Annotated in this window: 29 protein-coding genes; 16 read left to right on the top strand and 13 right to left on the bottom strand. The window is 61.8% G+C overall.

From position 1 onward, the window contains the following. Positions 1 to 66 precede the first annotated feature (66 nt). Both AC0L3B_RS22575 and AC0L3B_RS22570 read left to right on the top strand, forming a co-directional pair. Complete coding sequence (locus tag AC0L3B_RS22575; protein WP_085359805.1) at positions 67 to 804, top strand: metallophosphoesterase family protein; 738 nt, start codon at positions 67 to 69, stop codon at positions 802 to 804. A 60-nt stretch (positions 805 to 864) separates the two neighbouring features. Continuing rightward, positions 865 to 1,527, top strand: a complete 663-nt coding sequence (locus tag AC0L3B_RS22570) for a hypothetical protein (RefSeq protein ID WP_085384362.1) — start codon at positions 865 to 867, stop codon at positions 1,525 to 1,527. Positions 1,528 to 1,568: 41 nt separating this feature from the next. Here the strand turns inward: AC0L3B_RS22570 and AC0L3B_RS22565 are convergent, their stop codons facing one another. Further along, a complete protein-coding gene (locus AC0L3B_RS22565; protein WP_231188851.1) occupies positions 1,569 to 1,955 on the bottom strand; it encodes a hypothetical protein in 387 nt (128 codons plus the stop codon). A 205-nt stretch (positions 1,956 to 2,160) separates the two neighbouring features. Here AC0L3B_RS22565 and AC0L3B_RS22560 point away from each other — a divergent pair, with 205 nt between their 5' ends. Next, positions 2,161 to 2,553: a hypothetical protein gene (locus AC0L3B_RS22560; protein ID WP_204513756.1), complete on the top strand. Its 393-nt coding sequence runs from the start codon at positions 2,161 to 2,163 to the stop codon at positions 2,551 to 2,553. A 323-nt stretch (positions 2,554 to 2,876) separates the two neighbouring features. Here the strand turns inward: AC0L3B_RS22560 and AC0L3B_RS22555 are convergent, their stop codons facing one another. Continuing rightward, positions 2,877 to 3,209 (bottom strand): hypothetical protein, encoded by a 333-nt coding sequence (locus AC0L3B_RS22555; RefSeq protein WP_231188852.1) that lies wholly within the window; start codon positions 3,207 to 3,209, stop codon positions 2,877 to 2,879. A gap of 104 nt (positions 3,210 to 3,313) precedes the next feature. On the opposite strand from AC0L3B_RS22555, the gene AC0L3B_RS22550 reads away from it, so the two are divergent. Continuing rightward, on the top strand, positions 3,314 to 4,537 hold the full coding sequence (locus AC0L3B_RS22550) for a hypothetical protein (RefSeq protein WP_247294517.1): 1,224 nt from the start codon (positions 3,314 to 3,316) through the stop codon (positions 4,535 to 4,537). 20 nt (positions 4,538 to 4,557) lie between these two features. Here the strand turns inward: AC0L3B_RS22550 and AC0L3B_RS22545 are convergent, their stop codons facing one another. The 3 genes from AC0L3B_RS22545 to AC0L3B_RS22535 all read right to left on the bottom strand — a co-directional run bounded on the left by AC0L3B_RS22545 (position 4,558) and on the right by AC0L3B_RS22535 (position 5,770). After that, complete coding sequence (locus AC0L3B_RS22545) at positions 4,558 to 4,833, bottom strand: hypothetical protein (RefSeq protein ID WP_083926416.1); 276 nt, start codon at positions 4,831 to 4,833, stop codon at positions 4,558 to 4,560. A 203-nt stretch (positions 4,834 to 5,036) separates the two neighbouring features. Beyond that, the gene (locus tag AC0L3B_RS22540) at positions 5,037 to 5,453 is read right to left on the bottom strand and encodes a hypothetical protein (RefSeq protein WP_018456120.1); all 417 of its coding nucleotides are present in this window, start codon (positions 5,451 to 5,453) and stop codon (positions 5,037 to 5,039) included. Positions 5,454 to 5,494: 41 nt separating this feature from the next. Then, positions 5,495 to 5,770 carry a hypothetical protein gene (locus AC0L3B_RS22535; protein WP_247453646.1) on the bottom strand — a complete coding sequence of 92 codons (276 nt, stop codon included), beginning with the start codon at positions 5,768 to 5,770 and terminating at the stop codon, positions 5,495 to 5,497. A 999-nt stretch (positions 5,771 to 6,769) separates the two neighbouring features. Here AC0L3B_RS22535 and AC0L3B_RS22530 point away from each other — a divergent pair. From AC0L3B_RS22530 to AC0L3B_RS22520, 3 genes are all read left to right on the top strand, one after another. Beyond that, a complete protein-coding gene (locus tag AC0L3B_RS22530; protein ID WP_162847250.1) occupies positions 6,770 to 6,943 on the top strand; it encodes a hypothetical protein in 174 nt (57 codons plus the stop codon). 600 nt (positions 6,944 to 7,543) lie between these two features. After that, positions 7,544 to 9,133, top strand: a complete 1,590-nt coding sequence (locus AC0L3B_RS22525) for an EAL domain-containing protein (protein ID WP_085384364.1) — start codon at positions 7,544 to 7,546, stop codon at positions 9,131 to 9,133. A gap of 120 nt (positions 9,134 to 9,253) precedes the next feature. After that, a complete protein-coding gene (locus tag AC0L3B_RS22520) occupies positions 9,254 to 9,619 on the top strand; it encodes a VanZ family protein (RefSeq protein WP_204513754.1) in 366 nt (121 codons plus the stop codon). 44 nt (positions 9,620 to 9,663) lie between these two features. Here AC0L3B_RS22520 and AC0L3B_RS22515 read toward each other — a convergent pair whose 3' ends face one another. Both AC0L3B_RS22515 and AC0L3B_RS22510 read right to left on the bottom strand, forming a co-directional pair. Continuing rightward, on the bottom strand, positions 9,664 to 10,110 hold the full coding sequence (locus AC0L3B_RS22515; protein WP_473381063.1) for a CHRD domain-containing protein: 447 nt from the start codon (positions 10,108 to 10,110) through the stop codon (positions 9,664 to 9,666). Positions 10,111 to 10,258: 148 nt separating this feature from the next. Further along, positions 10,259 to 10,543, bottom strand: coding sequence for a hypothetical protein (locus tag AC0L3B_RS22510; RefSeq protein ID WP_085384365.1), 285 nt, complete (start codon positions 10,541 to 10,543; stop codon positions 10,259 to 10,261). Positions 10,544 to 10,782: 239 nt separating this feature from the next. Between AC0L3B_RS22510 and AC0L3B_RS22505 the strand changes: the two genes are divergently transcribed. Both AC0L3B_RS22505 and galE read left to right on the top strand, forming a co-directional pair. Then, entirely contained in the window at positions 10,783 to 10,908 is a 126-nt protein-coding gene (locus AC0L3B_RS22505; RefSeq protein ID WP_268738914.1) for a hypothetical protein, read from the top strand. Positions 10,909 to 10,937: 29 nt separating this feature from the next. Further along, a complete protein-coding gene (gene galE, locus AC0L3B_RS22500) occupies positions 10,938 to 11,930 on the top strand; it encodes a UDP-glucose 4-epimerase GalE (RefSeq protein ID WP_085394779.1) in 993 nt (330 codons plus the stop codon). Between the two features lie 40 nt (positions 11,931 to 11,970). Here the strand turns inward: galE and AC0L3B_RS22495 are convergent, their stop codons facing one another. Beyond that, positions 11,971 to 12,429, bottom strand: a complete 459-nt coding sequence (locus AC0L3B_RS22495) for a hypothetical protein (RefSeq protein WP_473381062.1) — start codon at positions 12,427 to 12,429, stop codon at positions 11,971 to 11,973. 101 nt (positions 12,430 to 12,530) lie between these two features. Beyond that, positions 12,531 to 12,866: a hypothetical protein gene (locus tag AC0L3B_RS22490; RefSeq protein ID WP_161494832.1), complete on the bottom strand. Its 336-nt coding sequence runs from the start codon at positions 12,864 to 12,866 to the stop codon at positions 12,531 to 12,533. A gap of 152 nt (positions 12,867 to 13,018) precedes the next feature. On the opposite strand from AC0L3B_RS22490, the gene AC0L3B_RS22485 reads away from it, so the two are divergent. Both AC0L3B_RS22485 and AC0L3B_RS22480 read left to right on the top strand, forming a co-directional pair. Beyond that, entirely contained in the window at positions 13,019 to 13,690 is a 672-nt protein-coding gene (locus AC0L3B_RS22485) for a hypothetical protein (RefSeq protein WP_085384366.1), read from the top strand. An 18-nt stretch (positions 13,691 to 13,708) separates the two neighbouring features. Then, positions 13,709 to 15,850 (top strand): adenylate/guanylate cyclase domain-containing protein, encoded by a 2,142-nt coding sequence (locus AC0L3B_RS22480; RefSeq protein ID WP_204513752.1) that lies wholly within the window; start codon positions 13,709 to 13,711, stop codon positions 15,848 to 15,850. 35 nt (positions 15,851 to 15,885) lie between these two features. Here AC0L3B_RS22480 and pobA read toward each other — a convergent pair whose 3' ends face one another. After that, on the bottom strand, positions 15,886 to 17,058 hold the full coding sequence (pobA, locus tag AC0L3B_RS22475; protein ID WP_085359785.1) for a 4-hydroxybenzoate 3-monooxygenase: 1,173 nt from the start codon (positions 17,056 to 17,058) through the stop codon (positions 15,886 to 15,888). Positions 17,059 to 17,106: 48 nt separating this feature from the next. On the opposite strand from pobA, the gene AC0L3B_RS22470 reads away from it, so the two are divergent. Continuing rightward, on the top strand, positions 17,107 to 18,012 hold the full coding sequence (locus AC0L3B_RS22470; protein ID WP_204513751.1) for a helix-turn-helix domain-containing protein: 906 nt from the start codon (positions 17,107 to 17,109) through the stop codon (positions 18,010 to 18,012). A 360-nt stretch (positions 18,013 to 18,372) separates the two neighbouring features. After that, on the top strand, positions 18,373 to 18,984 hold the full coding sequence (locus tag AC0L3B_RS22465; RefSeq protein ID WP_473381061.1) for a LabA-like NYN domain-containing protein: 612 nt from the start codon (positions 18,373 to 18,375) through the stop codon (positions 18,982 to 18,984). Positions 18,985 to 19,002: 18 nt separating this feature from the next. On the opposite strand, the gene pcaG is transcribed toward AC0L3B_RS22465, so the two are convergent. Together pcaG and pcaH are read right to left on the bottom strand one after the other, a co-directional pair. Beyond that, entirely contained in the window at positions 19,003 to 19,629 is a 627-nt protein-coding gene (gene pcaG, locus AC0L3B_RS22460) for a protocatechuate 3,4-dioxygenase subunit alpha (protein WP_026233093.1), read from the bottom strand. Positions 19,630 to 19,633: 4 nt separating this feature from the next. Then, positions 19,634 to 20,422: a protocatechuate 3,4-dioxygenase subunit beta gene (gene pcaH / locus AC0L3B_RS22455; RefSeq protein WP_085350039.1), complete on the bottom strand. Its 789-nt coding sequence runs from the start codon at positions 20,420 to 20,422 to the stop codon at positions 19,634 to 19,636. Between the two features lie 95 nt (positions 20,423 to 20,517). Between pcaH and AC0L3B_RS22450 the strand changes: the two genes are divergently transcribed. The 3 genes from AC0L3B_RS22450 to AC0L3B_RS22440 all read left to right on the top strand — a co-directional run bounded on the left by AC0L3B_RS22450 (position 20,518) and on the right by AC0L3B_RS22440 (position 24,372). Continuing rightward, positions 20,518 to 21,462: a LysR family transcriptional regulator gene (locus tag AC0L3B_RS22450; protein WP_473381060.1), complete on the top strand. Its 945-nt coding sequence runs from the start codon at positions 20,518 to 20,520 to the stop codon at positions 21,460 to 21,462. A gap of 51 nt (positions 21,463 to 21,513) precedes the next feature. Beyond that, positions 21,514 to 22,818 carry a nicotinate phosphoribosyltransferase gene (gene pncB, locus AC0L3B_RS22445; RefSeq protein ID WP_473381059.1) on the top strand — a complete coding sequence of 435 codons (1,305 nt, stop codon included), beginning with the start codon at positions 21,514 to 21,516 and terminating at the stop codon, positions 22,816 to 22,818. 246 nt (positions 22,819 to 23,064) lie between these two features. Next, positions 23,065 to 24,372 (top strand): GGDEF domain-containing protein, encoded by a 1,308-nt coding sequence (locus AC0L3B_RS22440; RefSeq protein WP_085384371.1) that lies wholly within the window; start codon positions 23,065 to 23,067, stop codon positions 24,370 to 24,372. A gap of 14 nt (positions 24,373 to 24,386) precedes the next feature. Here AC0L3B_RS22440 and AC0L3B_RS22435 read toward each other — a convergent pair whose 3' ends face one another. Then, complete coding sequence (locus tag AC0L3B_RS22435; protein ID WP_162496297.1) at positions 24,387 to 25,007, bottom strand: TetR/AcrR family transcriptional regulator; 621 nt, start codon at positions 25,005 to 25,007, stop codon at positions 24,387 to 24,389. Between the last annotated feature and the right edge of the window lie 339 nt (positions 25,008 to 25,346).

The following is a 25,346-nucleotide window of genomic DNA, read 5'->3' as shown; positions in this document are numbered from 1 at the left end:
GTAACTTGTTCTGCTATGAGCGACCATGCCCTCCATTCATGACGCCAGACCCGATTCGACCAGCTGATGGGCCTTTCCAAGCGTTTTCGTAAGAACGTCAAGCCGCGGCTCCCCGACGGCGTGAGGATCTATGCCATCGGCGATGTGCATGGACGCGCCGACCTGCTTCAGTCGCTCTTAACTGTCATCGACGCCGACCTTGCCCGCTCCGCTCCCGAACGAGCGATTCAGGTCTTTCTTGGCGACTACGTCGACAGGGGCCCGGACTCGCGCGCTGTGATTGATCTCCTGATCGAGCGCTCGAAGTCGCATGAGACAGTGTGCCTCAAGGGCAATCACGAGGTGTTCCTGCTCGAGGTCCTCAAGGACCCGGCGCGCCTGGAGGAATGGCGTCGCTACGGAGGCCTGCTGACCCTTGTTTCATACGGCATCAACCCGACGATGAATCCGACGCCGGAGCAGCAGATTGAATTGATCGAAGGGTTGAGGCAGGCGCTTCCGCGGGAGCATCTTTCGTTTCTTCAGCAGCTCCGCCCGTCCTTCGCGTGTGGCGACTTCTTCTTTGTGCACGCCGGCGTCAAGCCGGGCGTAGCCCTGGAACGTCAGAAGGAGGAGGATCTGCTCTGGATCCGCGAGGAATTCCTCGAGTCCGAAAGACGCTTCGGCAAATATATCGTCCACGGCCATACCCCGGTCAGCGTCCCGGATATCCGCTCAAACCGGATCAATATCGACACCGGCGCTTACGCGACCGGCAACTTGACCTTGCTCACGATCCAGGGCGATAGTCTGCTCGCAATTTAGGACTTTTGCAGAGTTGCTGGCCAACTCCTGCGCCCTTCCACACGGGCATCGAAATTCATCATGAGCCGCATGACCTTGCTTCGCATCATTGGCGCCTGCATCGCAGTGATGTTGCTGCTTTACGCAGCGTTGGGGTTTTACGGCGATCTCACGCGGTCGAACTTTCGGGCGAGCGATTTGTTCTTGGGCGAGTTTCCGCCCGAGAAGGTCAACGTAGCCGCTTCGGGCGTTCTGGCGCCCCTTTCATTCGACGGCGACTTGCTGGCGAATTATGCGGCGGCCAAAGCCGCGGATTTTCTTCACCGTCCTGCAGCCGATGTGAACAGCAGGGCCGCCGAGAACAAGGCTGCCCAGGATGCCGTTGTTGCGGCTCTGAAAGTATCGCCCATCCGGCCCGCGCTTTGGCTGACGCTCGGCACGCTGAAGACGCAGGCGGGTGAGCTGGCGACGCCTGCAGTGAAAATGTCTTACCTGGCCGGCGCGGTGCCGATCGCCGTCGCCTTCGCACGGCTCCAAACCGTCACATCGAACGCGGCAGCAGCCGACGAAGAGATCAAGCTGCTGGCGCAATCGGACGTCCGCGCGGCGCTTGCCAACCGCTCTCGCTACGAGCAGCTCCTGATCGCTGCCTACCTGCAGGCCACGCCGCAAGGCAAGTCGCTGCTTCTGGAGACCACGCAGGGGACCGATCCCAAGTTCAATCAGATTTTGCGGCGGTACTGAAGTTCGAGCGCGAGTTAGCCTGCTGGCTTGCAGTCAATTTTTCAGCGCGTCGCTTTTGGTGCGATCGGCACGAAATCCCGCTCACGGCGCGGTTGATCCGGTCGCCCCTGGTAGACGAACATGCCCTTCTTGGTCGAGACGATGTCGCCGCGCTGCAGGCTGTCGTCGTTGAGGAGGCGTTCGGTCGCGACAAGGTCCGGATCCTCCGGGACCGGTTTATAGAGCTCTGGATGGTCCCGCCGCTCGCGCGAGAGCTCCTTGGCTCGTCGCCGCGCATCTTCGATACGCTGACGCCACTCGTCACGGCTGACTTCCGGCTCGCTTGGTGGAAGATAGTCGCTGACCGAGGGCTCCGGTTCGGTCTGCGCAAAACACGAGGGCGGATTGGCGAGACCGAAGTCGATTGCACCGGCAACGGTCAGGACCACTCCGGCCAGCTGCCCAAGCCGCCTGGCATGAGCTAGAAAGGTGTGAGGTCGCGCGGTTGGCACGCTGTAACTCCAGGGCAGAGCGAGAAGAACGAGCAAGGGCCGGAAACTTCTCGTCCATTCCCTTCAATCTATACGTTTGCCGATTGCACGAAAGCCAAATCGCGGGCAAGCTTCGTGCTTTAGCTCGCGAGGATATTGACCAGTGGTCCGCAACGTTACTTTCCTGGTTCTGGTGATCTTTTTAGGCACTCACTTTGCGACAGCAGGCCAGATCGAATACCCGCAAGTGATCCATACGCAATACGAAGCCGTCGATCAGAAGACCGGGGGTCACTTCGTGCTGTGGTCGGAGCGGGAAAAGATCTTCTATGGCCTGGACCAGAAGCTTTTCCCGGGAGCTCGGTTTGTCGACATCACCCAGGTAACCCCAAGCGTGGGTTCGATCACACTGACCTATGTCGAGGTGCGGACCGTCAGCAGCACGACGTCGGACTATCTGTATCTGGCAGGAAATGTCCGCTTTCGCGTCAGTGGGATGGCGCTCAAATCCAGCAACTTCCCCGCCGGCGGCGGAATGACACCCAACGTACAGTAGCCAGACTAACGCCTGCTCGACCCACTAGTCCGCGTTCTGTTGCCGTAATAGGGGCGCGCGCGCCCTCCACTGACCAGAGGCGGCTGAATCTGGCTCGGAATATTCCGCGTAGCCGTGCTCGGCGCGGGCTGCGAGGGATTGACGATAATTACATTTCGATCGGGGGTCGATGGATCATTGACCCCCTGGGCCCGAGCGCTGAGGGCCCACGTGCTTGCCGTCACAAGAAGCGTAAACGCGGTCAGGACTAATCGTTTCATAAGATGTCTCCCAAGCGAGAACATCGGGAGGCGATCACCGTTCCTTCACGGTTGCTTGGGTCGTCATTGCCGAGGCACGGCGATCAACTTGCCGTCTCTCCAGACCCCCTGAGCCGCCATCCCGCTCGGCAGCTTGCCCGGCGCCAGGTTTCGGGTGGCTGTGGGTCGTGAGGCGCTCTGGGCCGTTTGGGTTTTCTTCGTAGGGGTGGTCACGATGCTGGTGCTCGTCAAATTGGCTTTGTCCTTGGTCCCTTGTGCAAAAGAAGGTTGCACCAGGAGAGCCACAAACGTGAGTGCTATGAAACCGTCGCGCATGATCAAAATACCGGAAAGAGGAGCTCGTCGAACTGTCACAGCTTTCTGCCCAAAAGCAAGCCCCCGAAGCTGTTCGACCATGGGCTCTTGCAAGGCTGGCGATCAGAGCGGCTTTCGCCGAGATAGGATTTTGACGCGGAAAAGCCTAGCGAAACAGCCTGTTCCGGGTTACTTGATCGGCCTTGATGACCGACCCCAGCGACACCGCCGCCGGCGCGCCAAATATGCACGCGATCAAGGCCGGGTTTGTGCGTCTCCTGTCCGGGCGGATTCGCGACATATCCAGCGACCCCCGGCAGATCCGCGAAATCGTATACGAGCTGGCTCGCATCAAGCTTCTGGAACAATTAACGCATGGCGACGCACGGGAGTCCCGCGAGCTCCAGCAAGTGCTTGAGCGCGCCATCCGGGAGGTTGAGCTTTCATTTGACCGTAGCGAGCGCGACGCGCTGTCCAAAGCGCCGGAGTTGGCGCTAGACGTCGCTTCGCATCAGTCGCCACCCAGTCCCCCGGCTCCTCAGCCCGTTCCGCATCTGGCGCCCGTTCCGCCCTCGCCGCCCGTCCCGAAGCCTGCGGAAACAGGGCGCGGTTCTGTCGCACCGCCAAGCCCCCCCGACCAATCTCGGCGAAGCGGCATCCTCAACTCCCTCATCCGATTAGCCGCCATCCTGGTCGTCATTGCCGGTGCCAGCGCGGCGGTTACTTATTGGCCGCGGTTGAGGACACAATCCCTCGCATTGTGGCAGTCCGCGACGCTGTCCAAGCGCACCTCCACAAGCCCCGAGCCTCACTCCACCGGGGCTGTGACTCCATCGAGCGGTGAGAGCGTCGAACGGACACCGGATCAACCGAAGGAGCCGGTGACGCCTGCGCAACCCTCGATGCCGTTGCCAACGACCTTCGGCGTCTACGCCCTGAGCCAGGGCCAGCTCCAGGAGCTCAAGCCGGTCCCCGGGAAGATTCCGGATCGTCGTGTCGCGATCTCAGCAGCAATCACCACACCGAGCGCGACGACCCTGACAAGCGGAGATGTCAGCTTCATTGTTTTCAGGCCCGACGGTGGTGTCGATGCAACCGGGACCGAGGTTCGAGTAGTCGCAAAAGTCTCCCGAGCGATGGGCGTCGATGCAACCGGGAAAGCGGCCATGGTCTCTGCCGGCGACACCTGGGTCATCCGCAGCATGTCCTTCCCTTACAAAGTAGGTCCGGTCGAGGATCAGCCGAGAATGCTATCGCTGCAGCCGGAGCAGGACGGCTTTACGCTTTCGCCGGGTCGCTACGTCGTGGTCGTCAAAGGTATGGGCTATGACTTCACGGTGGCCGGGACGCCGACTGATCCCAACCAATGCGTCGAACGCATCAATGCAACGAACGGCGCATTCTACTCCCCCTGCCCGCCGCGACGCTAAAGTGGCGCGACGCGTTCCGTTTATTTCTTGGCCTTGGCGTCTTTAGGCGCATCCGCGGGCGCATCATCGACCTTGCCGTTGTTCGTGACGCATTTGCTGAAATAATCGCGCCGCTCCTTGGCTGTCCCTGCGCTGCCGGCAGCGGGATTGCCGATTTGCTTTGGAGGAAAGGCCTTGGCCAAAGCTGCGTCGCATGCACGCGCTACTTCTACAGTGACGGCCGACGCCGTTACTGGCGCGCCAATAGCCAAAACAAATGCCAATCCCATTGACCTTTGCAAATTTCTGGAGATCACCTGGCTCGCTCCTTCAATCCGTCCGAGAACGCTGGACGGGACCATATCAAAACCGGCAGAAGAGCCAAACGGCAAAGCGGCGCCCGAATTGTCCCGTGGCAAAGCTGTTCAGCGAGAGATTATGCTTTTCGGACCGAGATATCCATCGTGCCCAAACCTGCTGCGTTTAGCAGACGGAAGGGTGCCGAGCCAAACCCTCGATCCTAGCTATTGAGCTGCGGCGGCTTCAGGTTCGGAAAGCGCGTGAGCATCGCGGTCCTGATAAACCTCAGATGAGCGATGGTGTTTGCCAATTCCTTGAGCCGCCGCTGGCCGTTGGAGATGTCGGCGGCAAAGAGATCTTGATGATGACTGTCGATCGGCTCCCGTTCGAGATATTCATCGGTGCCGTTTCCGAAAGTGACGGATGCACGCGCGAGTGCGTCATCAACACGTCGTCCGAGGCCGACCTGCTCCCTCTCCGCATCGCGCAATGCCGTATCGATCGCGACCATGACGGCATCGATTCGAACGCGGTCCGTCTCCGCATCGCGCTCGATAGTACGGGCCTTGAAGCCTTTGTCCTCACGGCGGGAGCTGAGAAAATTGTGTGCGCGCGCTCTCAGGAACAGCTGAAACATTTGGGCCATCCCACGTTCGAGATTTGGACCGCTAACATCGGTCAGACATAGTTAACAAAGCTTGAATCTTGTGGCTGCTCCGCCTGGCTTTGTACGATCCACGCCCGCCAGGCTCCTTCATGTTTGGAATAAAGCTCAAGCCATCGAGCTTCGTCCGCCGCGGCGGCTCCATCGCCCGGACCGATTTGAACCGTCTCTCCCGACGTGATGTCCAGCGCTTCGAACTCCGCCGTTTCCGGAAGCGACAGCCCTATCAGCACCCGCTTCCCTTGCGCATCAACGAAATACCTGCGGGGCGCGTTGTGCCTTTCAGTCATTCGAACGAGCCTCGTCCATGATCCAAGGACCTGGAAGATCTTTCAGGTGTCGATCATAGGCGCGAACGAAACCCATCAAAATAACGATGCAAATTATCGCGCCCAGCAATGCAATCAGATACGTCATTTACGCCTACCCTAACGCGGGGCCACGGAAAAATCGGGGCGGCTAAGCTTCCGCCGTGAATCGAGATGTTCTAGGTGGCATTGGCTAGGCTCTCAAGAATTGCGACAAGTTAACCTAACCGCACATGGTTATTTCGATAATGCTACAGAGATCGCTCGGCAAACAGGCCAGGCGCGAAATACCATCATTAGGAGGGCGACCGACTTCGTCCCGCCCCTGTTGCGGGAGTATAGGGCGCATAGAGACGATATCTTGCCGATCGCTTGCGTGAGCGCCACGCCCTCGCACCATAGCCGCAAGCAAAACCGCCCGCGAAGATCGAACCCAAAATCACAATTGCCAACATTTGAACGTCCCATTTTTTCGGCGCGTTCCTCCCATTGCATTTCATCTTGTCGTTGTGACGACTTCAAGATCGGCACCGCTGAAAGTTTTGCCAGGCGATGACGAAATTTGTGCAAGGAGCTGATTGAAGTTTGGTCGTTGCCGGACAGCCGCGGGCCGGGGAATGACAAAACGTCTCACTGATTGAAGTTGGATCCGGCCGGATGTTAATCGGGGTTCACGCAGTCCATGCAGCCTTCAGAACCGGCGCCCGACAATTCGGCTTCCAGCCATTCAAAGCGCGGTAACGGCCGCCGCTGATCAGCATTGACACCTCCGTGATAGTACGGAGCGACAAAGCCGGATTAGACGCGTTAAGGTTGAGCGGTTAGCTTAATCCGCGTTGTTTGTTGCGAATTCTCACTAATCACTTATCCCATCGTCTCACCGGGCTCCCCCAAGCTCGGCCCCACCCAAGCAAAGCCGTCGAGCGACATGGGTCCGCTTGGCGGCTTTGTCCTTGTCGCGACGAGAGGATGATTTCGGTTATGGCGCGCAAGCCCTGGTCGTTCAAGGAAGACCGCCGGCTGATGGAGTTGGCTAAGTCTTCGGCTTCATTGGAGGAGGCGGCGAAACAGCTCGGACGATCGCCCGATGCGATCAAGCGCATGGCCCTGCGCCTTGGTCTTTCGTTGAAAACGAAGGCGCGAAAAAAGGCCTAAGCGAGCGTGCGGCGGCGTTCCGCCAACGACGTCATGATGGCCGCGGGCGCGCGATCGCCGGTTCTGACGAAGAACGAATGCGTCGTGTTGCTGATCGGAGTAGAGCAAGGACCTCAAGGCAAGGTGAGGTCGCCGTCCGCCCCGAAGGCTCGACTCCGGCTACATGAAATAGATGCGCTCTAGCCCGGTTCGCCAGGGAACCGAACCAGCGCGCTCGCGTTGACTCCAACTTCATCGCGAGGTCTGGCCGTGGCCCATCTTGCCATTTCCGTCATTCTGGTCTGGTTGGCTATCAATATCGCCTTCGTGGTCTTGCGCTTGCGAGCCACCCGGCCACAGCATGGTGGCAGCCCTCGGCAGGCTTCCATCGCGCCCTACAATCCCGCACCCGCTTCGCTCCGCCATCGAATGGGCCGCCAGAACTTGGGAGCGGAAGGTTAAGTAGCATTTTCGATAGGGTCCCCCGGTCCGGGGGCAGACGGGTCCCTCGCCTGCCCACCCCCAAAGGCCGGTTCCACATGCCTCGCCCGCGCATTAAACCCTATCTTAGCGCGTCCTGCTTAGGATCGGCCGACGCTTCCCTCTGTTCCGCCGGGCCGAATGAGATTGCAGCGACCGACTTTCGTATTTGCGGCGTTCGTGCTCGCGAGCGCGGCCGCGTTCGGCGTGGCTGGCCACTTTGCGGCAACTTCGTTCATTCGGTACCAGCAGGCCCACCAGCTCGACGAATTGACCGAGGTGGTTCTGCGTCGCGCCGAATTTGCGGTCGACTTTGCCGGCGCGAGCCTGGGCGAACTCGCGCGGCGCGATCTTGCCGATTGTGGGCCCGCGACGCTGCAGGCGATCCGGCTCCACGTCTACCAACGTTCCGCAATCAAGGATGTGCGCCTCGTCAACCCAGATGGCTCGGTGATCTGTTCGGCCTATTCCGAAACGCTGGAATTCGACAAGGGATGGATCGACCGCCGCGATATGCTTCCCTCGCACGACAAGAACCTTTCGCTCTTCCGTGTTGAGCAATTCGGCGGGGATGCTCTGGGCGTGCTCAAAGACATCAACGGCAATGCCGCATTGGTCGCCATTCTTGGCGTCAACGCCAGCCTGTTCGACATCATGCCCGCCGAGTTGCGCGCCCACAGCGAAGTGATCCTCGCGTTGAGCAACGGCGAGAAACTTGGCGAATTCCTGCTCGATCCCGACAAAGCCTTGCAGGCCCCGATCGATCTCGACAAAAATTCAGCTCGATTCCCACTCCATGCGACCATTCGCCTCGAACGCGGCATCCTCTCGACGTGGAACAACGAGGCTTACTGGCCGACGCTGGCCGTAGCATTTGCAATCGGCGCCCTTTTCGGCGGGCTTTTCGCGCGGAGCCGCCGCATGGAAGGGCCCGTCGCCGATCTCGACCGCGGGCTGGCCGCGAACGAATTCAAGCCGTACTACCAGCCCATCTTCGAGCTCAAGACCGGTCGGATCAAAGGCTGCGAGGTGTTGGCTCGGTGGCTCCTCAAAGACGGATCGGTCGTGCCTCCGATGAACTTCATCCCGCTCGCGGAATCCAGCGGCCGCATCCAGGTCATGACCTGGCAGATCCTGCGATCAGCGCTGTCGGATCTGCAGCCGCTGTTGAAAGCGAACAAGGATTTTAAGCTCTCCCTCAACGTCGTACCAAAGCATCTCTTGAGTGCGGGCTTCATTGAAACGCTCCGCCGCACGGTCATGGCGGCGCAAGTCTCCGCGCGCCAGATCGTCATCGAGGTGACCGAGCGCGACGAGCTCGACGACCTCGCACGCGCCGCAGCCGTGGTCAGCGAATTGCGGGACTGCGGGTTTCGCGTCGCCATCGATGACGTCGGCGTCGGTCATAGCGGGCTATCCCGGCTCAAGGGCCTGGGCGCCAATACAATCAAGATCGACAAATTTTTCGTCGACACGATCACCGTGGACGCATCGACTGCCACGATCGTGGAGATGCTGGTCGCACTTGCGAAGGACCTCCAAATGACGGTGGTCGCGGAAGGCATCGAGACGGAGGAGCAGGTCCGGGCGCTTATTTCATCCGGCGTAGAGGAGGGGCAGGGCTATCTGGTCTCCGCCCCACTGCCCTTCCCTCGATTCAACGAGTTGGTCGAGTCACGCTGCTTGGCGCAGAGCGCTAAATTGCCGACCGACGCGGCGTTGGTGGCCTGAAAGGATTGAGCCGTTAACCCGGGACGGCAAACGCGCCGCGCCGCGCCCCTTGCTCAATCAGCCTTAACGATACTCTCATCTTTCAACGCGGCCTGGCTCCGGTCCGGCTATGGTCGTTCAATGCGCCGCAACCACCTTATCGCAGCCGCAGGCGTCTGCTTCGCGCTCATCGTCTATGCCACGCTTGCGAGACTGGCGGGGAGACCCGTGCTTATTGGCCATCACGACGCTTATTGGGTCGTCGTGATCGAGCGCTTCAGCGCCTACGGGTTGCTGGGATTTCTCTTGTCCTTCCTGTTGCCCGGTCGGCTCACCCTCGCATGCTCGCTTGTCGTGGCGGTCGCAATGGGGCTGGAAATCCTGCAAGCAATGACGCCCGATCGTGATCCGGGTTTCCTGGACGTGCTGCAAAAAGCAGCAGGCGGGACCGTCGGGGTCCTCCTCGCTCAAACAATCCTGGCCTTCTTACCGAGGCCGCCCTCCTGAGCAGATGCATGGCCTGCACGTCTGCATCGGGGAAGTGACCGTCCTTATTTTATCATTTGTCCGCGTAGTTCACCGCCCGGGTTCGCGGCCGTATGAATGTTGGCATACCATTTCCCAGCCAGCAGGTCCGCAGCCTGAGCTTCGGTGAGCGTTGCGCTCCCCTGAATCGGGCTTTGGACCGTCTTGAACGGCAGCACGATGCCGGCGTTCTTGCCGGCCTCCACGGGGCCATGGAAATGTGCCCCCATGGCTGGCCCGGTCAAGCCGGCGAAGCTGACTGTGTAGGTCAGGGTTTTCGCCTCCGTATCGTAGGTCGCCTCGGCCTTGCCTGTTCCAGGCGAGTTGTTCGGAGGCACTTCATTGCTGCCTTTTAAATCGGCCTGCAACTTCACGAGCTCTGCATTTGCCGTTGCGGCTGTCATGATGATCAGCGCACCCAGCATCGACGCTGCCAACAGTGTCGCGTAGCCTCGATCGCTGTCGTTCCTCATGGCATCCTCCTGCAGGCTCTACGGCCCGCTGCGGTTAAACCCCGGCCAGCAATGAAAATTCCGGATGGCGATTTATGCCTGATTCGGAACAACTATCGCGAGAATCTCGGCTCCTTATACCCGGAGCCTGATGGATTGCGTGCGGGAGCTAAGCCGAGCGGCGCCGGCCCAGGAACTGGTTCGGCGTCAGGAGTTCTGCCATCTGCCGATGGGTGGCCTGGAGCGCCTCGATGGCGCCGTCCAGATCAAAATCGGCGTCCCGGACAGAGGCGAAATATTTGGCCGTCAGCGCCAGATCGAGCTTGACGCGGGTTGCGCCGTCGCGGCTTTTGCGGCGGTCAAGTGACAAATGGATGGCCCGCATTCGTGCCTCGGCAGACGTGCAGCCGCTAAGCTCGGCGAGTTCGTCATAGGTCATCCAGATCTGTGCCATGTTTCAGTCACTCCTTTACTCGGCATCAGCTTAATTTTGGTTCTTAAAGCTTCGGTTGCCGCGATGCGCGCGCCCACCGTTTCGCAGCGATAGGGTCAATGCGAGCTAAACGAAGAAGGACGATCGTGCCGAGCCGCCGGTGGGTTGCATACAGCGAAGATCAATCTATGCTCACCAGATCGATCAACTATTGAACTGAGGCAATCGCATTGGGACAGGTCACTTCGGAAGCCCTCTCCTTGATTGATGTCGTCTCCCGTGGCGCCACGCGGCATGTCCTCGCCTTCCGCAAACGTCCCGCATGGCTGACGCTTGCGGTGCTCGTGCCGGGTGCCGATTTGGTGCTGGCCGCGGCGCATGGATGATCGTTGATTTCACCTCGAGGTAAGCAGACATGACCGACCGACCGACTGTCCTCGTTACGGGAGGCGCGGGCTATATCGGCTCGCATGCCTGTCGCGCCCTGACCGCCGCCGGCTATCAGCCCGTCGTTTATGACAATCTGTCGACAGGTCATCGCGGCTTCGTCGCCGGCCCGCTGGTAACAGGCGATCTGCTCGACGGCGGCACGCTGGCGCGCGCCTTCGCCGAGCACAAAATCACGGCGGTCATGCATTTCGCGGCGGCGAGTCTCGTCGGCGAGTCCATGACCGACCCGCAAAAGTACTACATCAACAATGTGCAGGGCACGCTGTCGCTATTGCAGGCGATGCGCAATGCGGGCTGCCATCGTATCGTGTTCTCCTCGACCGGCGCCGTCTACGGCAATGCCGATTCCAAGGAACTGCCGGAAGACTTCCCCTGCGCGCCGATCAACCCCTATGGCGCATCGAAGTGGATGATCGAGCGCATGCTCGCCGATTACCGCGCCGCTTACGGCTTCGGCGCGTTCTGCCTGCGCTATTTCAATGCCAGCGGCGCCGATCCTGCCGGCGGCATCGGCGAATTGCGTGACAATGAAACCCATCTCATTCCGCGCGCCATGATGGCATTACAGGGCCATGTCGATTTTGCCGTGTTCGGTCAGGACTACGACACGCCCGATGGCACCGCGATCCGCGACTACATCCACGTCACCGACCTCGCCGCAGCGCATGTCGCGGCGCTGAAGCTGCTGGAACAAGGGCATGCCGGCGGCAGCTTCAATCTAGGCACCGGCTCCGGCTTTTCGGTACGGGAGATCCTGACCGCCATCAGGCAGGAGACCGGGCGCGAGGTGCCCCACACCGTCAAACCGCGCCGCGCCGGCGATCCCACCTATCTGGTCGCCGATCCCTCCGCAGCGCGAAAAGCGCTGAATTTCGTGCCGCGATATTCGGATCTGCCGACTGTAATCCGCACCGCCTGGGCCTGGCACCAGAGGGCTCATCCGCTTAAGCAGCCCTGACAACATCCTCGAAGTCGATCAGGCGGGATAAGACGTGGCCTTATGGTCTATTCCGTTCTGAGCCGAGCGATCCCGGCGCAAACGGATGGGGCGATCGCGAACGGCCGTCGAGCCCCTTGGGCAGCTTGTCGGCGTTGAGCTTCACGACCGCACCTCGGGCGTCAACGGCCGGCACCTCGTCCTGGCTGTAGATGAGCGTCGCCTCGAAGGTCACATCGGGGGCCTGCTCGGCCGTTCCGGAACAGGTCGCCATCGCACCGCTGCACACGCCCGAGAGCTTGACCTCGACCTCGTCGAGCCCGAACACGGTCGGCGGCCCCTCGGCATGACGCCGCGTGGTCAGAACCGCCGTGAAGCGCTGCTCGTCAATTCGGTAAGAGCCTCCATAAGTGAAGAAGCTGTCGCTGCCGGAGATTCGTCCCTCCGCCAGATGCACGACGCCCGTGCCCTGACCGCGCGGGGTCCTGAACCAGGCCGCATATTTGCCGTCTCTCAGCATGAAAACATCCACCGTAAAACTCCAACGTATTTGCAACCAACTCTGGGGCGCGACAATGACCCGCGCGGGGAGCATTCCGCCACGGTTAACGCCCTGCAAAATCAACCCGTCAATTTGACGCCGAGGCGCAGCGACGCGGGCGCACGCTTCCCGTGCGGCGGGCAAGAAAGCTGGAGCTGGACCTCGTTGCATACCGCGCTAAAAACGATCGGCGTGCCGACCTCGTTTGGCAGCACGCATATAACCGCTATCAACTCCAGCCAGCTCGTGACAGCTAGCCTGTCACGCGGGAGGAAGTGGTCGAGATCGCCGCCGGTCAGCAGGCGACGCCGTATCAGAAGACCGAGGCTACGCTCGCGCCCATCATAGATATGGAGAGCCACCCGGTTGAGGCCGTCCCAGCCGAATGAAATTATCCATCCAGCTTGCCGGCGCACTGTCTTCTCGGGTCGCCGGCTTGAACCTCTTCCTGATAGAGTGCACCAATATCAAAGAGTGATTCCGGTCACACTTGCCTGGGCGTTTCGCTGCTAAGCATCGGGCCTGGATGGGGACCGGCAAATATTGGTCGAATTGGATGAGAATTGCCATGAAAAGCCTGATCGGCGCTGTTGTCGGCACATGCTGTCTTGCTGCTCCGGCTTTGGCGGAGAGCCCGACCGCCATCGTCGAGGACGTGCAAGGCAAGGTCGACGGTGTCGCGTTCATGGATTATGTGGTGCCGGGCAAGATCATCAAGCTGGGGCCCAAGGCAACCATTACGCTCAGCTATCTCAAATCGTGCCAGCGCGAGACCATCAGCGAAGGCGTCGTCATGGTCGGCACCGAGCAGAGCACCGTGCAACTCGGCGAGGTCAAGCGGGAAAAGGTCCCCTGCGATACCAACGCGGCAAAACTGTCGGAGCGCGAGGCGAACCAGAGTGCCGCGACGACCTTCCGCACCATGCGGTCGGACGCCAAGGGCAGCGCTCCGGCCAAGCTGCCGACGCTCTACGGTGTCGCGCCGTTGGTGCAGGCCAAGAGCGGCAGCACCCTGGTGATCGAGCGCACCGATGGCAAGGAGCCCACGATCAGCGTGCCGCTCAAGAGCGAGACCATGGTCGGAGGCAAGTTCTATGACTTCGCCAAGGCCGGGAAGTCGCTGACGCCGGGCGGCAGCTATCTCGCCATCCTCGGCACCAAGCGTTACGCCTTCCAGGTCGATCCCAGCGCCACGTCGTCGCCGACGCCGATCGTGGGACGCCTGCTGCGGCTCGAATAGGCAGCTAGCGACGGGGCGATGCGGCGGATCGGCAGACGGGACATCGTTGCAGCGATCCTGATTGCGCTTCTTGCAGGCGCCGTCGTCACGTCTCCGCCGTTCCAGACGCTGCAGGGCCTGTCGCTCGACATCCTCACGGCACTGCGCGGCAAGCTCGTCGGCGACCACCGCGATCCCGCGACATCACCGGTCGTCGTCGTGGCCATCGACGGCGAGACCTACGACACTCCGCCGTTTCAGGGGTCGCCGACGCTGACCTGGACGCGCGAGATCGGCCGGGTGCTCGGCAGCATTGCCGACGGCGGCGCCAAGGTGATCGGTTTCGATGTCATCTTTCCGAGCTCGATCGAGCGGTCGGAGATTCCCTTTGGCGATGCGCCGCTTGGCGCGCGATTGAAGGGATTCGACCGAGACTATCTCATCGCCTTGCGGAAACTCTCTAGTGACGGCAAGCTGGTGCTGGGCGAGGTCCTCAGCAGCGATCATCCGGACCGCGCACAGCAATTGGCTGTGGGGAATAACGTCCGCGGCCTCAACGTCTATACCGACACCGACCATGTAATCCGGCGAATGCCGCTGAGTTTTCCTGTCGGCGACATGCCAGCTCCCGCAATGGCCGTCGAACTCGCCACCCGCGCGCTCGGCGCAAAACCGCAGACCGCGCCTTCTGGCGTGACTGCTTTGTCCGGGTATACGATCCCGAGCGCGGTGCCGAACACGCTAACGCTCAATTTCCGAGGACTCGGCCGCGACGTGCCGACATATTCGTTCGCAGACCTGCACGCCTGCGTCGAGAAGAACGACCGCGACTTCTTCCGCCGCGCCTTCGGTGGCAAGATTGTGGTGCTCGGCACGATCCTCAATGTCGATGACCGCAAGATCACCTCGATGCGTCTTTCCGGCGGCTATGACGGAACGCCGGCCGCAAGATGCGCCCTGCCCGCACCGGCAACCACTGAACAAAAAGCCCGCAGCGACATCGCCGGTGTCTTCGTGCATGCCAACGCGGTGCGAAATCTGATCGAACGCGATGCGGTGACCGAGCTCGGCTTTCCACTGCGGAGCATTCTCACGATCGTGTTCGCAGCGATCGTGGCCTGCGCGGCCTGCGTGCTCGCACCGGGTGGCGCACTAATCGCCTGGTTCGTCCTCACCGCCGTTTACGCCGCTGCAGCCGTCGCCGCTTTCGTACACGCGTTGGCGCTACCATTGGCCGAGCCCGCGCTCGCGAGCCTTGCCGCGCTCGCGATGATGATTGGCTACCGTTTCATGCTGGCCGATCGCGACGAGCGTTTCCTGCGCAAGAGCTTTGCGTTCTATCTCGCCCCCGAAGTGATCGACACTATGGTTGCGTCCGGCAAGATGCCGGTGCTCGGCGGCGAAATGCGCAACGTCACCATGTTCTTCTCCGACCTGAGTGGCTTTTCCTCCATCGCCGAGACGATGACGCCGGGCGAACTGGTGACGCTGATGAACGAATATCTGTCGGCCATGACCGACATCATCGAGAGCCATGGCGGCTATGTCGACAAATATATCGGCGATTCCATTGTCGCCATGTTCGGCGCGCCCGCCGACGATCCCGCGCATGCGCGCCACGCCGTCCATGCCGCGCTGAAATGTCACGCAAAGCTGGCGGAGCTCAACGCCGGCAGCGCCGCTTTCGCCGGCCGCGGCCTGTCGCACCGCATCGGGCTCAACAGCGGCGAGGCTGTCGTCGGCAATATCGGCTCCCGCCGCCGCTTCAACTACACCGTGATGAGCGACACCGTGAACGTCGCCTCGCGGCTCGAAGGCGCCAACAAATATTATGGCACCGCAATCATGGCTTCAGAAACGACTGTCGCGCAGACAGGCAATACTTTCACCTGGCGCGAGCTCGACGCCATCAAAGTGATAGGACGCGGCGAGGCGATCAAGGTGTTCGAGCCCCTCGCGGAGAAGGGCACGGAGAGTGCCGGGCAGACGAAGGTTGCCGCCGCGTATGCGGAAGGGCTGGCGTGCTGGCGGGCAAGGGAGTTTGCGAAGGCGGCTGATGCGTTCGGGCGAATGGCGGAAATGGATCCGGCGTCAGCGCTTTTTGGCAAGCGCGCGACTGCGCTCGCTACAAATCCACCGGGGTCGGATTGGACGCCGGTGAACATCCTAGAAGGAAAGTAGCGCAGCGTCCCACCGCTTTTCGGGTCCACTCCCCGCTAGAACGGCAACCCCACGTAATTCTCCGCCAGCAGACGCTGCGCCGTCTCGGACGACAGCAGATATTCCAGCTCCGTCTGCTGAAGCCTCTCTTCATACTCGGAACGGTCGGGGAAGCGATGCAGCAGCATCGTCATCCACCACGAAAAGCGTTGCGCCTTCCAGATCCGCGCCAGCGCCTTGGCGGAATAGCCCTGGAGCCCGGAATCATCGCCCTTCTGATAATGCGCGAGCATGGCGTGGTAGAGATAATAGATGTCGGAGCCGGCGCTGTTCAGCCCGCGCGCGCCGGTCGGCGGCACGATGTGGGCGGCATCGCCGGCGAGAAACAGGCGGCCGTAGCTCATCGGCTCGGCGACGAAGCTGCGCAACGGCGCGATGCTCTTCTCGATGGACGACCCAGTGATCAGGCGATCGCCGACCTCGTGCGGCAAACGGCGCTTCAGCTCGGCCCAGAACGCATCGTCGCTCCAGTCCTCCACCTTGTCGGTGAGCGGCACCTGGACGTAGTAGCGGCTCAGCACTTGCGACCGCAAGGAACACAGCGCGAAGCCGCGCTCGTGCTTCACATAGATCAGCTCCGGCGACACCGGTTTCGTGCGCGACAGCACGCCGAGCCAACCGAACGGATAGATCTTCTCGTATTCCCGCAGCACGTCCTTCGGGATCGACTTCCTGCTGACGCCGTGAAAGCCGTCAGCGCCGACGATATAGTCGCAATCGACTCGGACGGTTTCGGCATTCGAACGATAGGTCACGTACGGCTGGTCCGAGGTCAGGTCATGCGGCGTCACGTCCTCGGCATTGTGCACGACGTTGCCGCCAAGGCGATCGCGCGCCTCGTAGAGGTCGCGCGTCAGCTCGGTCTGGCCGTAGACCAGCACCGAATTGCCGCCGGAATGCTTGTGGAGGTCGATCTGGGAGAGCACCCCGTCATGGGCGATCTCGAATCCCTTGTGGATCTCGCCCTCGCGGTCCATCCGCTCGCCGCACTGTGCCTCGCGCATCAGCCTGGCGAAGCCGTGCTCGAGCACGCCGGCGCGGATCCGGGCAAGCACGTGGTCGCGGCTGTACTTTTCCAGCACGACCGTGTCGATGCCCTTGAGGTGCAGGAGCTGGGACAACAGCAGCCCGGACGGCCCGCCGCCGATGATACAGACCTGGACTTTCATTTTTGCGTCCTCCTCGGCACTTTCTTGCAGATTCAGCGCCGCTGACGGATGGAGGCTTTCGTCTTTGTCTTGTACTATTCGAACATGAGAAACCCAGCCCCCGCCCCGGCAATCCGGGTCTACAATTTGTTCGGCGAATCCGGTGATCTGCCCGATGTCGTGCATTGCGAGACGATAGCGTCGCGCTCGGTGCTGCACGATTGGACGCTCGCCGTGCACCGCCATGCCCGGCTGCACCAGGTGCTGCTGATCGAGCGCGGCGGCGGCGAAGCGACGCTCGACGGGCGCGTGGTGCAGCTGAAGCCGATGCAAATCGTCAACGTGCCCGTCGGCCACGTCCACGGCTTCCGTTTCGTGCCTGATACCCAGGGCTGGGTGCTGACCATCGCCGCGGAAATATTGGACGAAGCGCTGCTCGCCTCCGAAGGGCTGCGAGGTGCCTTGTCGCGCTCGGCCGTGATACGCGGCACGCCGCAGATTCGGACCACCATGAAGCAGATCTTTGCCGAACACGCCGCGCGCGATTTCGGCCGAGCGCATGTGCTGCGTGCACTTTCGGCGGCCATGATCGGGCTGGTGGCCCGCGCGCTCACCGGCGAGAGCGGTGGCAACGGCACGGCTGAAAGCGGACTATTCCGCCGCTTCGAGGCGCTGCTGGAACAGCATCATCTGGAACGCTGGAGCGTTGCGGACTATGCGAGCGCGCTGTCGATCACGCCGACCCATCTCAACCGTGTGACCCGGGCAGCAACCGGCGACACCGCCTCGCACCTGATCCTCAACCGGCTGATCCGCGAGGCGCGGCGCAACCTCGTCTACACCAATTTACCGGTCTCGACGATCGCCTATTCGCTTGGCTTCGAGGACCCCGCCTATTTCAGCCGGGTCTACGCCGCCGCCACGGGCGTGTCACCGCGGGCCTTTCGTGCCCAGCTTCATGGCGATGAAGGCTGACACACCGGCCGATCGATCAGCCGCGCCTGTGGTCGAAGGCCACGCTGGGAACCGCAATGGCCCTTGTTGCCAGCGCTGCCACTTAACCTTCGTATATGGGGCCCTATCCTTTGGATAGGCGCCCTTTACCTCAGTACAATTGAGTAGGGAATGCGCGCGCCTTAGCCTGGCTGCATTCGGCGCCCTGGCGCCGGTGGCATTGTATCCTCCCTAACCTGGGCGCAAGACGGCCGCCCCTGTCCGGTCGTCTGCGCTTCTTTTTCGGCAAGCCATCGGTGCCTTCAATGTTTTTCCGGCCGACACACCGCCCCCGGCGGTTGGACCGGCCACCTTTCGCGTACAACTGGAGATTTGTGCATAATGTCTTCGATTGAGAAGATCGCACTCTTTATCGATGGCTCCAATCTCCATGCCACCTCCAAGGCGCTCGGCTTCGACATCGACTACAGGCGACTGCTCCGCGAATTCCAAAGCCGAGGTGCGCTGTTGCGGGCCTTCTACTACACGACCGTCGTCGAGGATCAGGAGTATTCGTCAATCCGTCCGTTGATCGATTGGCTCGACTATAACGGATACACCGTCGTCACGAAACTCACGAAGGAATTCGTCGACGCCATCACCGGCCGCCGCAAAGTGAAGGGCAGCATGGATGTCGACCTCGCCGTAAATGCGATGGAGCTCGCCGAGCACGTCGATCAGATCGTGTTGTTCTCGGGCGATGGGAATTTTCGTTCGCTGGTGGAAGCCCTGCAACGCCTCGGTGTCCGCGTGACGGTCGTCTCCACACTCTCCACTCAGCCGGCCATGGTCGCTGACGAGCTGCGCCGACAGGCGGACATATTCATCGATTTGGCAGAACTGAAACCAAAAGTGGGGCGCGATCCGGCCAATAGGCCGGGATCGCGCGAGATGCGTCAGTCACCGCAATTCCACGCGCGCGTAGCGATCGATCGCAGTGACCAGGTGGAGTGAACCTTCGGGCGGCGGCTCTCAGACGTCGAAGAACATCGTCTCCTCCGGCCCCTGCAAATTGATCGTGAAAGCATACACGATCTTGGCGCCACGCTCGCTGCGCTTTGCGATCAACGTCGAACGTCGCACCGGCTGCTCGATCAGGCTGAGCACGGGGTCGGCGGCGTTCGCAGTCTCTTCATCGGAGAAATACAGCCGGGTGTTGAGCCCGATATTGATGCCACGCGCGACGATCCAGATGTTGACGTAAGGCGCGCATTTGCGGCCCGCCTTGTCGGTGATGGCCCCGGGCTTGATGGTCTCGAACGTCACCAGCCCGCTCTCGAAGTCGGAGCCGGCGCGGCCCCAGCCACGAAATTCCTCGTCGAGCGCGCCGGTCGACCGATCGGCCGGATGGTTGTAGCGGCCGGCCGCGTTCGCCTGCCAGATCTCCAACAGCACGTCACGCAGCGGCGTGCCGCTGCCGTCGAACACCTTGCCCTCCAGCGTGATGCGTTCGCCTTGCGTGTTCGGCGTCACCAGCACGTTGGAAAAGTTCTTCTCGAAGATGTCGAAGCCGGCCATCGCCGGGATCAGGCCGATATGGACGTAGGGCCCGGCGGTCTGCGAGGCGGTTTCCTTGAGGTAGTTGAGCGGCTGCGGCATGGACCTAGTTCCCTGCGGTGCGATTTTCAAAGTAAGTGGAGCGCTGGCCGCGCAAGACGATGTCGAAGCGGTAGGCGAGCGAGTCGAACGGGGTCGATGCGTTGAGGTCGAGCGGCGCGATGAGGCGCTCCAGCGCATCCTTGTCCGGGATCGTCGTCAGGATTGGGCAGACCGGGATCAGGGGATCGCCCTCAAAGTACATCTGGGTGATCAGACGCTGTGCAAAGCCCGAGCCGAACACCGAGAAGTGGATGTGAGCGGGACGCCAGCTGTTGACGTAGTTGCGCCAGGGATAGGGTCCCGGCTTCACGGTGCGGAAATAATAGTAGCCGCTGTCGTCGGTCAGCGCGCGGCCGCAACCGCCGAAATTCGGATCGATCGGCGCCAGATACGTGTCCCTCTTGTGCCGGTAGCGGCCGCCGGCATTGGCTTGCCAGAACTCGACCAGCGTGTTCGGCACGCCGCGGCCGGTCTCATCCAGCACGCGGCCGTGGACGATGATGCGTTCGCCGACGGGATCGCCGTCCTTGGCGTAGTTGCGGATCAAATCATTGTCGAGCGGGCCGAGATCGTTGTGCCCGAACACCGGCCCCGTGATCTCCGAGACCGAGTTCTCAAGCGACAGCAACGCCTGGCGCGGCGAGCGCAGCACCGAGGATTTGTAGCCCGGCGCGTGCGCCGGCGGATGCATGGAACGGTCGCGCTGGAAGAAGCCGCCGTCACCGAGCGGCGGCGTGAACGGCTCGGGACGGTTGGGGCGGGCTTCCCGCAAGGCTGGCGCCTGGGCATGCATCGGCGTTGTCTCTCCCTCTGGCGCTCCCGTTGGGGCGCACGGCTTATCGGGAGATGATGGCGCCGGCTATTCTCAAGATAAATAGATCGATTATAATGCATTCAATGAATAAAATCGATCATTTGGCGCTCGATGGCCACGCGCTTGAGCTGTTCCTGGCCGTGTTAGAAGAAGGTTCGGTGACGGCGGCCGCAACGCGGCTCGGCCTGACGCAATCCGCGGTCAGCCACGCCCTGAACAAGCTGCGGCGGATCGTCGGCGATCCGCTGTTTGCCAAATCCGGCCGCGGCATTGTCGCTACGGCGCACGCCCAGGCGCTCGCGGCAAAGGCGCGAGCGCTGATCGACGAGATGCGCAGCTTTGCCGGCGGCGTCACGTTCGAGCCGGCGAGCGCGCAGCTTTCGCTGACAATCGCCGCCAATGACTTCCAGCGCGACCTGCTGCTGCCGCGGTTCTTCGATCATGTCGCAGCGCAAGTGACGAGCCTGAACCTGCGCGTGATCCCCTCGCGGTCGCCCTCGCCGGCGATGCTGCGCGAAAACCGCTGCGATCTGCTGATCACGCCGCTGCCGCCATCCGGCGTGGACATCGTGCAGAAGCGCCTGCTGCAAGACCATTACGTTTGTTACTACGACCCCAAAGCGCGCGCGGCGCCGGCTACGCGCGGCGACTATCTCGCGGCGCGTCACGTCACGGTGGTCTACACTGACAATGAGCGGCTCGACTTCGATCGCCGGCTTGCAGCCAACGGCTTCCACCGCGACATCGCGATCTCCGTGCCGAGCTTCTCCGGCGTGCCGTCCTTCCTGCGTGGCTCGCAGATGCTGGCGAGCATGCCGAGCCTGCTGGCGCCCGGCGTGATGCACGGCTTCGCGCGTGTGCGGATTCCGCTGGCCTCGCGCACGCGAACCCTGGCCGAGCTGCCGATGTTCATGGTCTGGCACCAGCGATATCAGAAGGACCCGGCGCATCGCTGGATCAGAAGCCAGCTCGAGACCGTGGCGGCAACGGCCTCGCACCCCGCCCCCGCGAAAACCTGATCCCCGTCAAACCCACTGGTTGCGCCGGGGCCGCCACGCTAGAATTCCCCCATGACAGTGACCGACATTGCGAGCCGGACCTACAATCACAGCTGGCGGCTGGATCCCATCATCCGCAGCCTGCTTGATACCGACTTCTACAAGCTATTGATGTTGCAAATGATTCGGGAATCTTACCCGAATCAGCAGGTGACATTCTCGGTCATCAACCGATCGCGCCATGTCCGGCTCGCCGAAATCATCGACGAGGGCGAGCTGCGCGCCCAGCTCGACCACGCCCGCACCATCCGCTTCACCAAGAAAGAGCTGATCTGGCTTGCCGGTAACACTTTCTACGGCAAGACCCACATGTTCTCGGCGGACTTCATCCGCTGGCTCGCCGAATTCCGGCTGCCCGAATACGAGCTGCGCAAGGTCGAAGGCCAGTACGAGCTGCACTTCCACGGGCCGTGGAGCCATACCACGATGTGGGAAATTCCTGCGCTCGCCATCCTCAACGAATTGCGCTCGCGGGCGGCGATGAAGGGCCGCGGCCGCTTCGAGCTCGACGTGCTCTATGCCCGCGCGAAGGCCAAGCTGTGGACCAAGGTGGAACGCCTGCGCAAGCTGGATGGCCTCCGGCTCTCCGATTTCGGCACCCGTCGCCGCCATGGCTTCCTCTGGCAGCGCTGGTGCGTGGAGGCCGTGAAGGAAGGCCTGGGCCCGTCCTTCATCGGCACCTCCAACGTGCTACTCGCGATGGACAATGATCTCGAAGCCATCGGCACCAACGCCCATGAACTGCCGATGGTCGCGGCTGCGCTGGCCAAGGACGACGAGGAATTGCGCTGGGCGCCCTATCGCATCCTCGACCAGTGGCGCCAGACCTATGGCGGCAACCTCCTGATTGCGCTGCCCGACGCTTTTGGCACCAAGGCTTTCCTGCGCGATGCGCCGGAATGGGTTGCCGACTGGACCGGCTTCCGCCCCGACAGCGCGCCGCCGATTCAAGCCGGCGAGGAGATCATGAAATGGTGGGAGCAGAAGGGCCGCAATCCCAGGGACAAGCTGCTGGTGTTCTCCGACGCGATGGACGTGGGCTCGATCGAGGAGACCTACCACCACTTCGTCGGCCGGGTGCGGCTCTCCTTCGGCTGGGGCACCAATCTCACCAATGATTTCGTCGGCTGCACGCCGGACGGCTCGTTCAACCTCGATCCGATCTCGCTGGTCTGCAAGGTGTCGTCGGTGGACGGACGTCCGGCCGTCAAGCTTTCCGACAATCCCGAGAAGGCGACCGGCCTGCCTTCGGAGATCGAGCGCTATTTGCGCGTCTTCGGCGACTCCGGCCGCGTGCGCAAGCCGGTGCTGGTCTAGCGCCAGAGCAATCTATCTCCATCAAGTAAACCATCTGGGGCAAATGCGCGACATCAGCTCGCCGATGCCGCGTCAGTTCCGGGTCGACGGCATTTGCGACGATCTGCAAGCATCCACTTCACAACGCCTTCACCCTGCGACGCAGTCTCCTGGCATTTTCAAGTCGAGTTAAGCACCTTTCGCGCGTAATCCGCGTTATGAGCGGATCGCTCCGCTGGGGTCGTTGAGCGACTTGGGGAACGCATAGTGTTTCGCAGAACAGCGCCGTCAACGAAGGGACGAAGCTTCCTTCACGTCATCAAGCTCGTTTCGCCTTTCGTCACCGTCGTTCTGCTGCAGGCGGCGATCGCCGGATTCAGCCTGGAGGTGATGTCCTCGGTCCGCGCCTATGTCGCGGGCGAAGCGTTGTGGTCGCGCTCGCAGAAGAACGCCGTCTATTTCCTCAATCTCTATCTGCATTCGGGCGACGCCAGCCAGTTTGCGCAATATCAGACCTCGCTGGCCGTTCCCATCGGCGACGAGTTCGCGCGCTGGGCGCTCGAGCGCGATCCGGTCGACGTCGAGGCCGCCCGCATCGGCTTCCTGCAAGGCGGCAACCATCCCGATGACGTGCCGGGACTGATCTGGCTGTTTCGCTACTTCAAACAGGTCAGCTTTCTCAAGGAAGCGATCAGCGAGTGGGCTGCCACCGACCCCATGCTGCTGGAGCTGAGCGTTTTCGGCGAGGTCATCCGGTCAGAGTTGAAGAGCGGACCGGTTCAGGACGGCAACCGCCTGCAATTATTGTCGTCGCGGCTTTCGGAGCTCAACACTCAGTTCACGGTGCACGCCAAGCGGTTCTCCACCGTTCTCGGCGAAGGCTCGCGCGCCATCAAGATGACGCTGACTGGCGTCAATATCGTCACAGCCATGACGCTGATCCTGCTCCTGATCTGGCACACGCGGCGATTGGTGCTGCAACGACAGGCGTTTGAGGATGCCCTGCATGCCGAGAAGGAGCGCCTAGTCTGGCAGGCGTCGCACGACTGGCTGACCGGCTTGTCCAACCGGCGCGCGTTCGAGGCCCGCCTGCAAAGCGAGTTGGACGACACCGCGGCGGGTTCGCTGGGCCTGGTCCTGCTCGATCTCGACCAATTCAAGGACGTCAACGACAGCTGCGGTCATCTCGCCGGCGACCGCCTGCTCTGCCAGATCTCGCGTCTCCTGCAACAGGAACGACGGCCGCATGACCTGGTGGCCCGGCTTGGCGGTGACGAATTCGGCCTAATCCTTCCACAAAGCACGCCGTACGACGCCGTGGATATCGCCGAACGGCTGCGCCGGTCGCTCGAGCTATCCGTCTTCGCGTGGGACGATCGTTGCTTTGCAGTGACCGCCAGCATCGGCGTTGCCTGCATCACCGACGGCAACACCACGCTCGAGGACGCGATGCGGCGCGCGGATGCCGCCTGCTATCGCGCCAAGGAGAACGGACGCAACCGTGTTCAGGTCGACAACGGGACGACGGACGTCGTCGTCGTCACCTCGCGGCACCGCAAGGCCGCCAGCGCGTAGCAGCGCTCCACACTTTATCGTACTGGCACAATCCCGAGCCCTGCGAGATGCGCATCCAGAAACTGATCGACCTGCTGGCGCAGCATCTGCGGCGGCACGGCTACCATGCGTTCTTCGAGGCCGAGCGAGATGATCCCGTGCACGGCGGAAAACAGGGTGCGTGACAGCAGCGCGATCTGCACGTCGTCTGCATTCGGAAGCAGCCGCACCAGGGGTGGATGCATCAGCGCGAAGGCGTCCATCACCATCTGAAGGATGTCATCGGGGTAAGGGCGGTCGTCCTCCATCCGATGTTCGAACAGCGAGCGCAGCAGATTGGCGTGCTCCGCAAAAAATTCGAGGTAGGTCGCGGCCAGCCCGTAGAGCTGGCGAACGGGATCCTCGGCGGGAACCTGGCCCAGCCGCACCGTCAGCTCCTTAACGGTCTCCCGATTCACGGTCAGGATCACCCCGTCGAAGTCGCCGAACTCGTTGTAGACGCTCCCAACCGAGCAGCCTGCGGCGTCCGCAACATCCCGGACTTTCAACGATTTCAGCCCCTTAGTCGCGATAATGCTGCGAGCGATCTCCACGATCTGCTGCCGCCGGCGAGATTTTTTTCGGTCTCGCAACGATTCGTCTTGAACATTGTTCATTTTCAAGGTACTCATTTGAACAATGTTCAAATTAACCTGGAGATCTGCAAAATGCAAACCCTCGCTGTTGATATCGCCTCCACCTTCGTCGATGACGCCACAGCTCTCGTGACCGGATTTGGCCGCGCCTTCCTGCGGTTCGCGACGGGGCCGATCGATCGCATTGCAAATGCCTGCGACATTGCCGGCGTCCTGACCGAGCGCCGCGTGACCTTCCCGATGTGGCGGGCCAACCGCGACCGCGCCCGTCATGAGGGCCGCCGCATTAGCCTGCTCGGCCGCCTCTCGCCCTTTCGCCGCCTTGCCCACCTTACCTGAGGCGCGCACGCCTCCTTGCCG

This window comes from Bradyrhizobium sp. Kon56, from assembly GCF_055807635.1.
The sequence above is the reverse complement of the archived record's forward strand: the minus strand, read 5'-3'. Positions and strand labels throughout refer to the sequence as shown.

Bases quoted from the DNA above. Each gene is read 5' to 3' on its own strand.
- AC0L3B_RS22575 (WP_085359805.1), top strand. From the start codon at position 67: ATGGGCCTTTCCAAGCGTTTTCGTAAGAACGTCAAGCCGCGGCTCCCC.
- AC0L3B_RS22570 (WP_085384362.1), top strand. From the start codon at position 865: ATGAGCCGCATGACCTTGCTTCGCATCATTGGCGCCTGCATCGCAGTG.
- AC0L3B_RS22555 (WP_231188852.1), bottom strand. From the start codon at position 3,209: ATGGTCGAACAGCTTCGGGGGCTTGCTTTTGGGCAGAAAGCTGTGACA.
- AC0L3B_RS22550 (WP_247294517.1), top strand. From the start codon at position 3,314: ATGACCGACCCCAGCGACACCGCCGCCGGCGCGCCAAATATGCACGCG.
- AC0L3B_RS22540 (WP_018456120.1), bottom strand. From the start codon at position 5,453: ATGTTTCAGCTGTTCCTGAGAGCGCGCGCACACAATTTTCTCAGCTCC.
- AC0L3B_RS22535 (WP_247453646.1), bottom strand. From the start codon at position 5,770: ATGACTGAAAGGCACAACGCGCCCCGCAGGTATTTCGTTGATGCGCAA.
- AC0L3B_RS22530 (WP_162847250.1), top strand. From the start codon at position 6,770: ATGGCGCGCAAGCCCTGGTCGTTCAAGGAAGACCGCCGGCTGATGGAG.
- AC0L3B_RS22525 (WP_085384364.1), top strand. From the start codon at position 7,544: ATGAGATTGCAGCGACCGACTTTCGTATTTGCGGCGTTCGTGCTCGCG.
- AC0L3B_RS22520 (WP_204513754.1), top strand. From the start codon at position 9,254: ATGCGCCGCAACCACCTTATCGCAGCCGCAGGCGTCTGCTTCGCGCTC.
- AC0L3B_RS22515 (WP_473381063.1), bottom strand. From the start codon at position 10,110: ATGAGGAACGACAGCGATCGAGGCTACGCGACACTGTTGGCAGCGTCG.
- AC0L3B_RS22510 (WP_085384365.1), bottom strand. From the start codon at position 10,543: ATGGCACAGATCTGGATGACCTATGACGAACTCGCCGAGCTTAGCGGC.
- galE (WP_085394779.1), top strand. From the start codon at position 10,938: ATGACCGACCGACCGACTGTCCTCGTTACGGGAGGCGCGGGCTATATC.
- AC0L3B_RS22495 (WP_473381062.1), bottom strand. From the start codon at position 12,429: ATGCTGAGAGACGGCAAATATGCGGCCTGGTTCAGGACCCCGCGCGGT.
- AC0L3B_RS22485 (WP_085384366.1), top strand. From the start codon at position 13,019: ATGAAAAGCCTGATCGGCGCTGTTGTCGGCACATGCTGTCTTGCTGCT.
- AC0L3B_RS22480 (WP_204513752.1), top strand. From the start codon at position 13,709: ATGCGGCGGATCGGCAGACGGGACATCGTTGCAGCGATCCTGATTGCG.
- pobA (WP_085359785.1), bottom strand. From the start codon at position 17,058: ATGAAAGTCCAGGTCTGTATCATCGGCGGCGGGCCGTCCGGGCTGCTG.
- AC0L3B_RS22470 (WP_204513751.1), top strand. From the start codon at position 17,107: ATGGAGGCTTTCGTCTTTGTCTTGTACTATTCGAACATGAGAAACCCA.
- AC0L3B_RS22465 (WP_473381061.1), top strand. From the start codon at position 18,373: ATGTCTTCGATTGAGAAGATCGCACTCTTTATCGATGGCTCCAATCTC.
- pcaG (WP_026233093.1), bottom strand. From the start codon at position 19,629: ATGCCGCAGCCGCTCAACTACCTCAAGGAAACCGCCTCGCAGACCGCC.
- pcaH (WP_085350039.1), bottom strand. From the start codon at position 20,422: ATGCATGCCCAGGCGCCAGCCTTGCGGGAAGCCCGCCCCAACCGTCCC.
- AC0L3B_RS22450 (WP_473381060.1), top strand. From the start codon at position 20,518: ATGCATTCAATGAATAAAATCGATCATTTGGCGCTCGATGGCCACGCG.
- pncB (WP_473381059.1), top strand. From the start codon at position 21,514: ATGACAGTGACCGACATTGCGAGCCGGACCTACAATCACAGCTGGCGG.
- AC0L3B_RS22435 (WP_162496297.1), bottom strand. From the start codon at position 25,007: ATGAACAATGTTCAAGACGAATCGTTGCGAGACCGAAAAAAATCTCGC.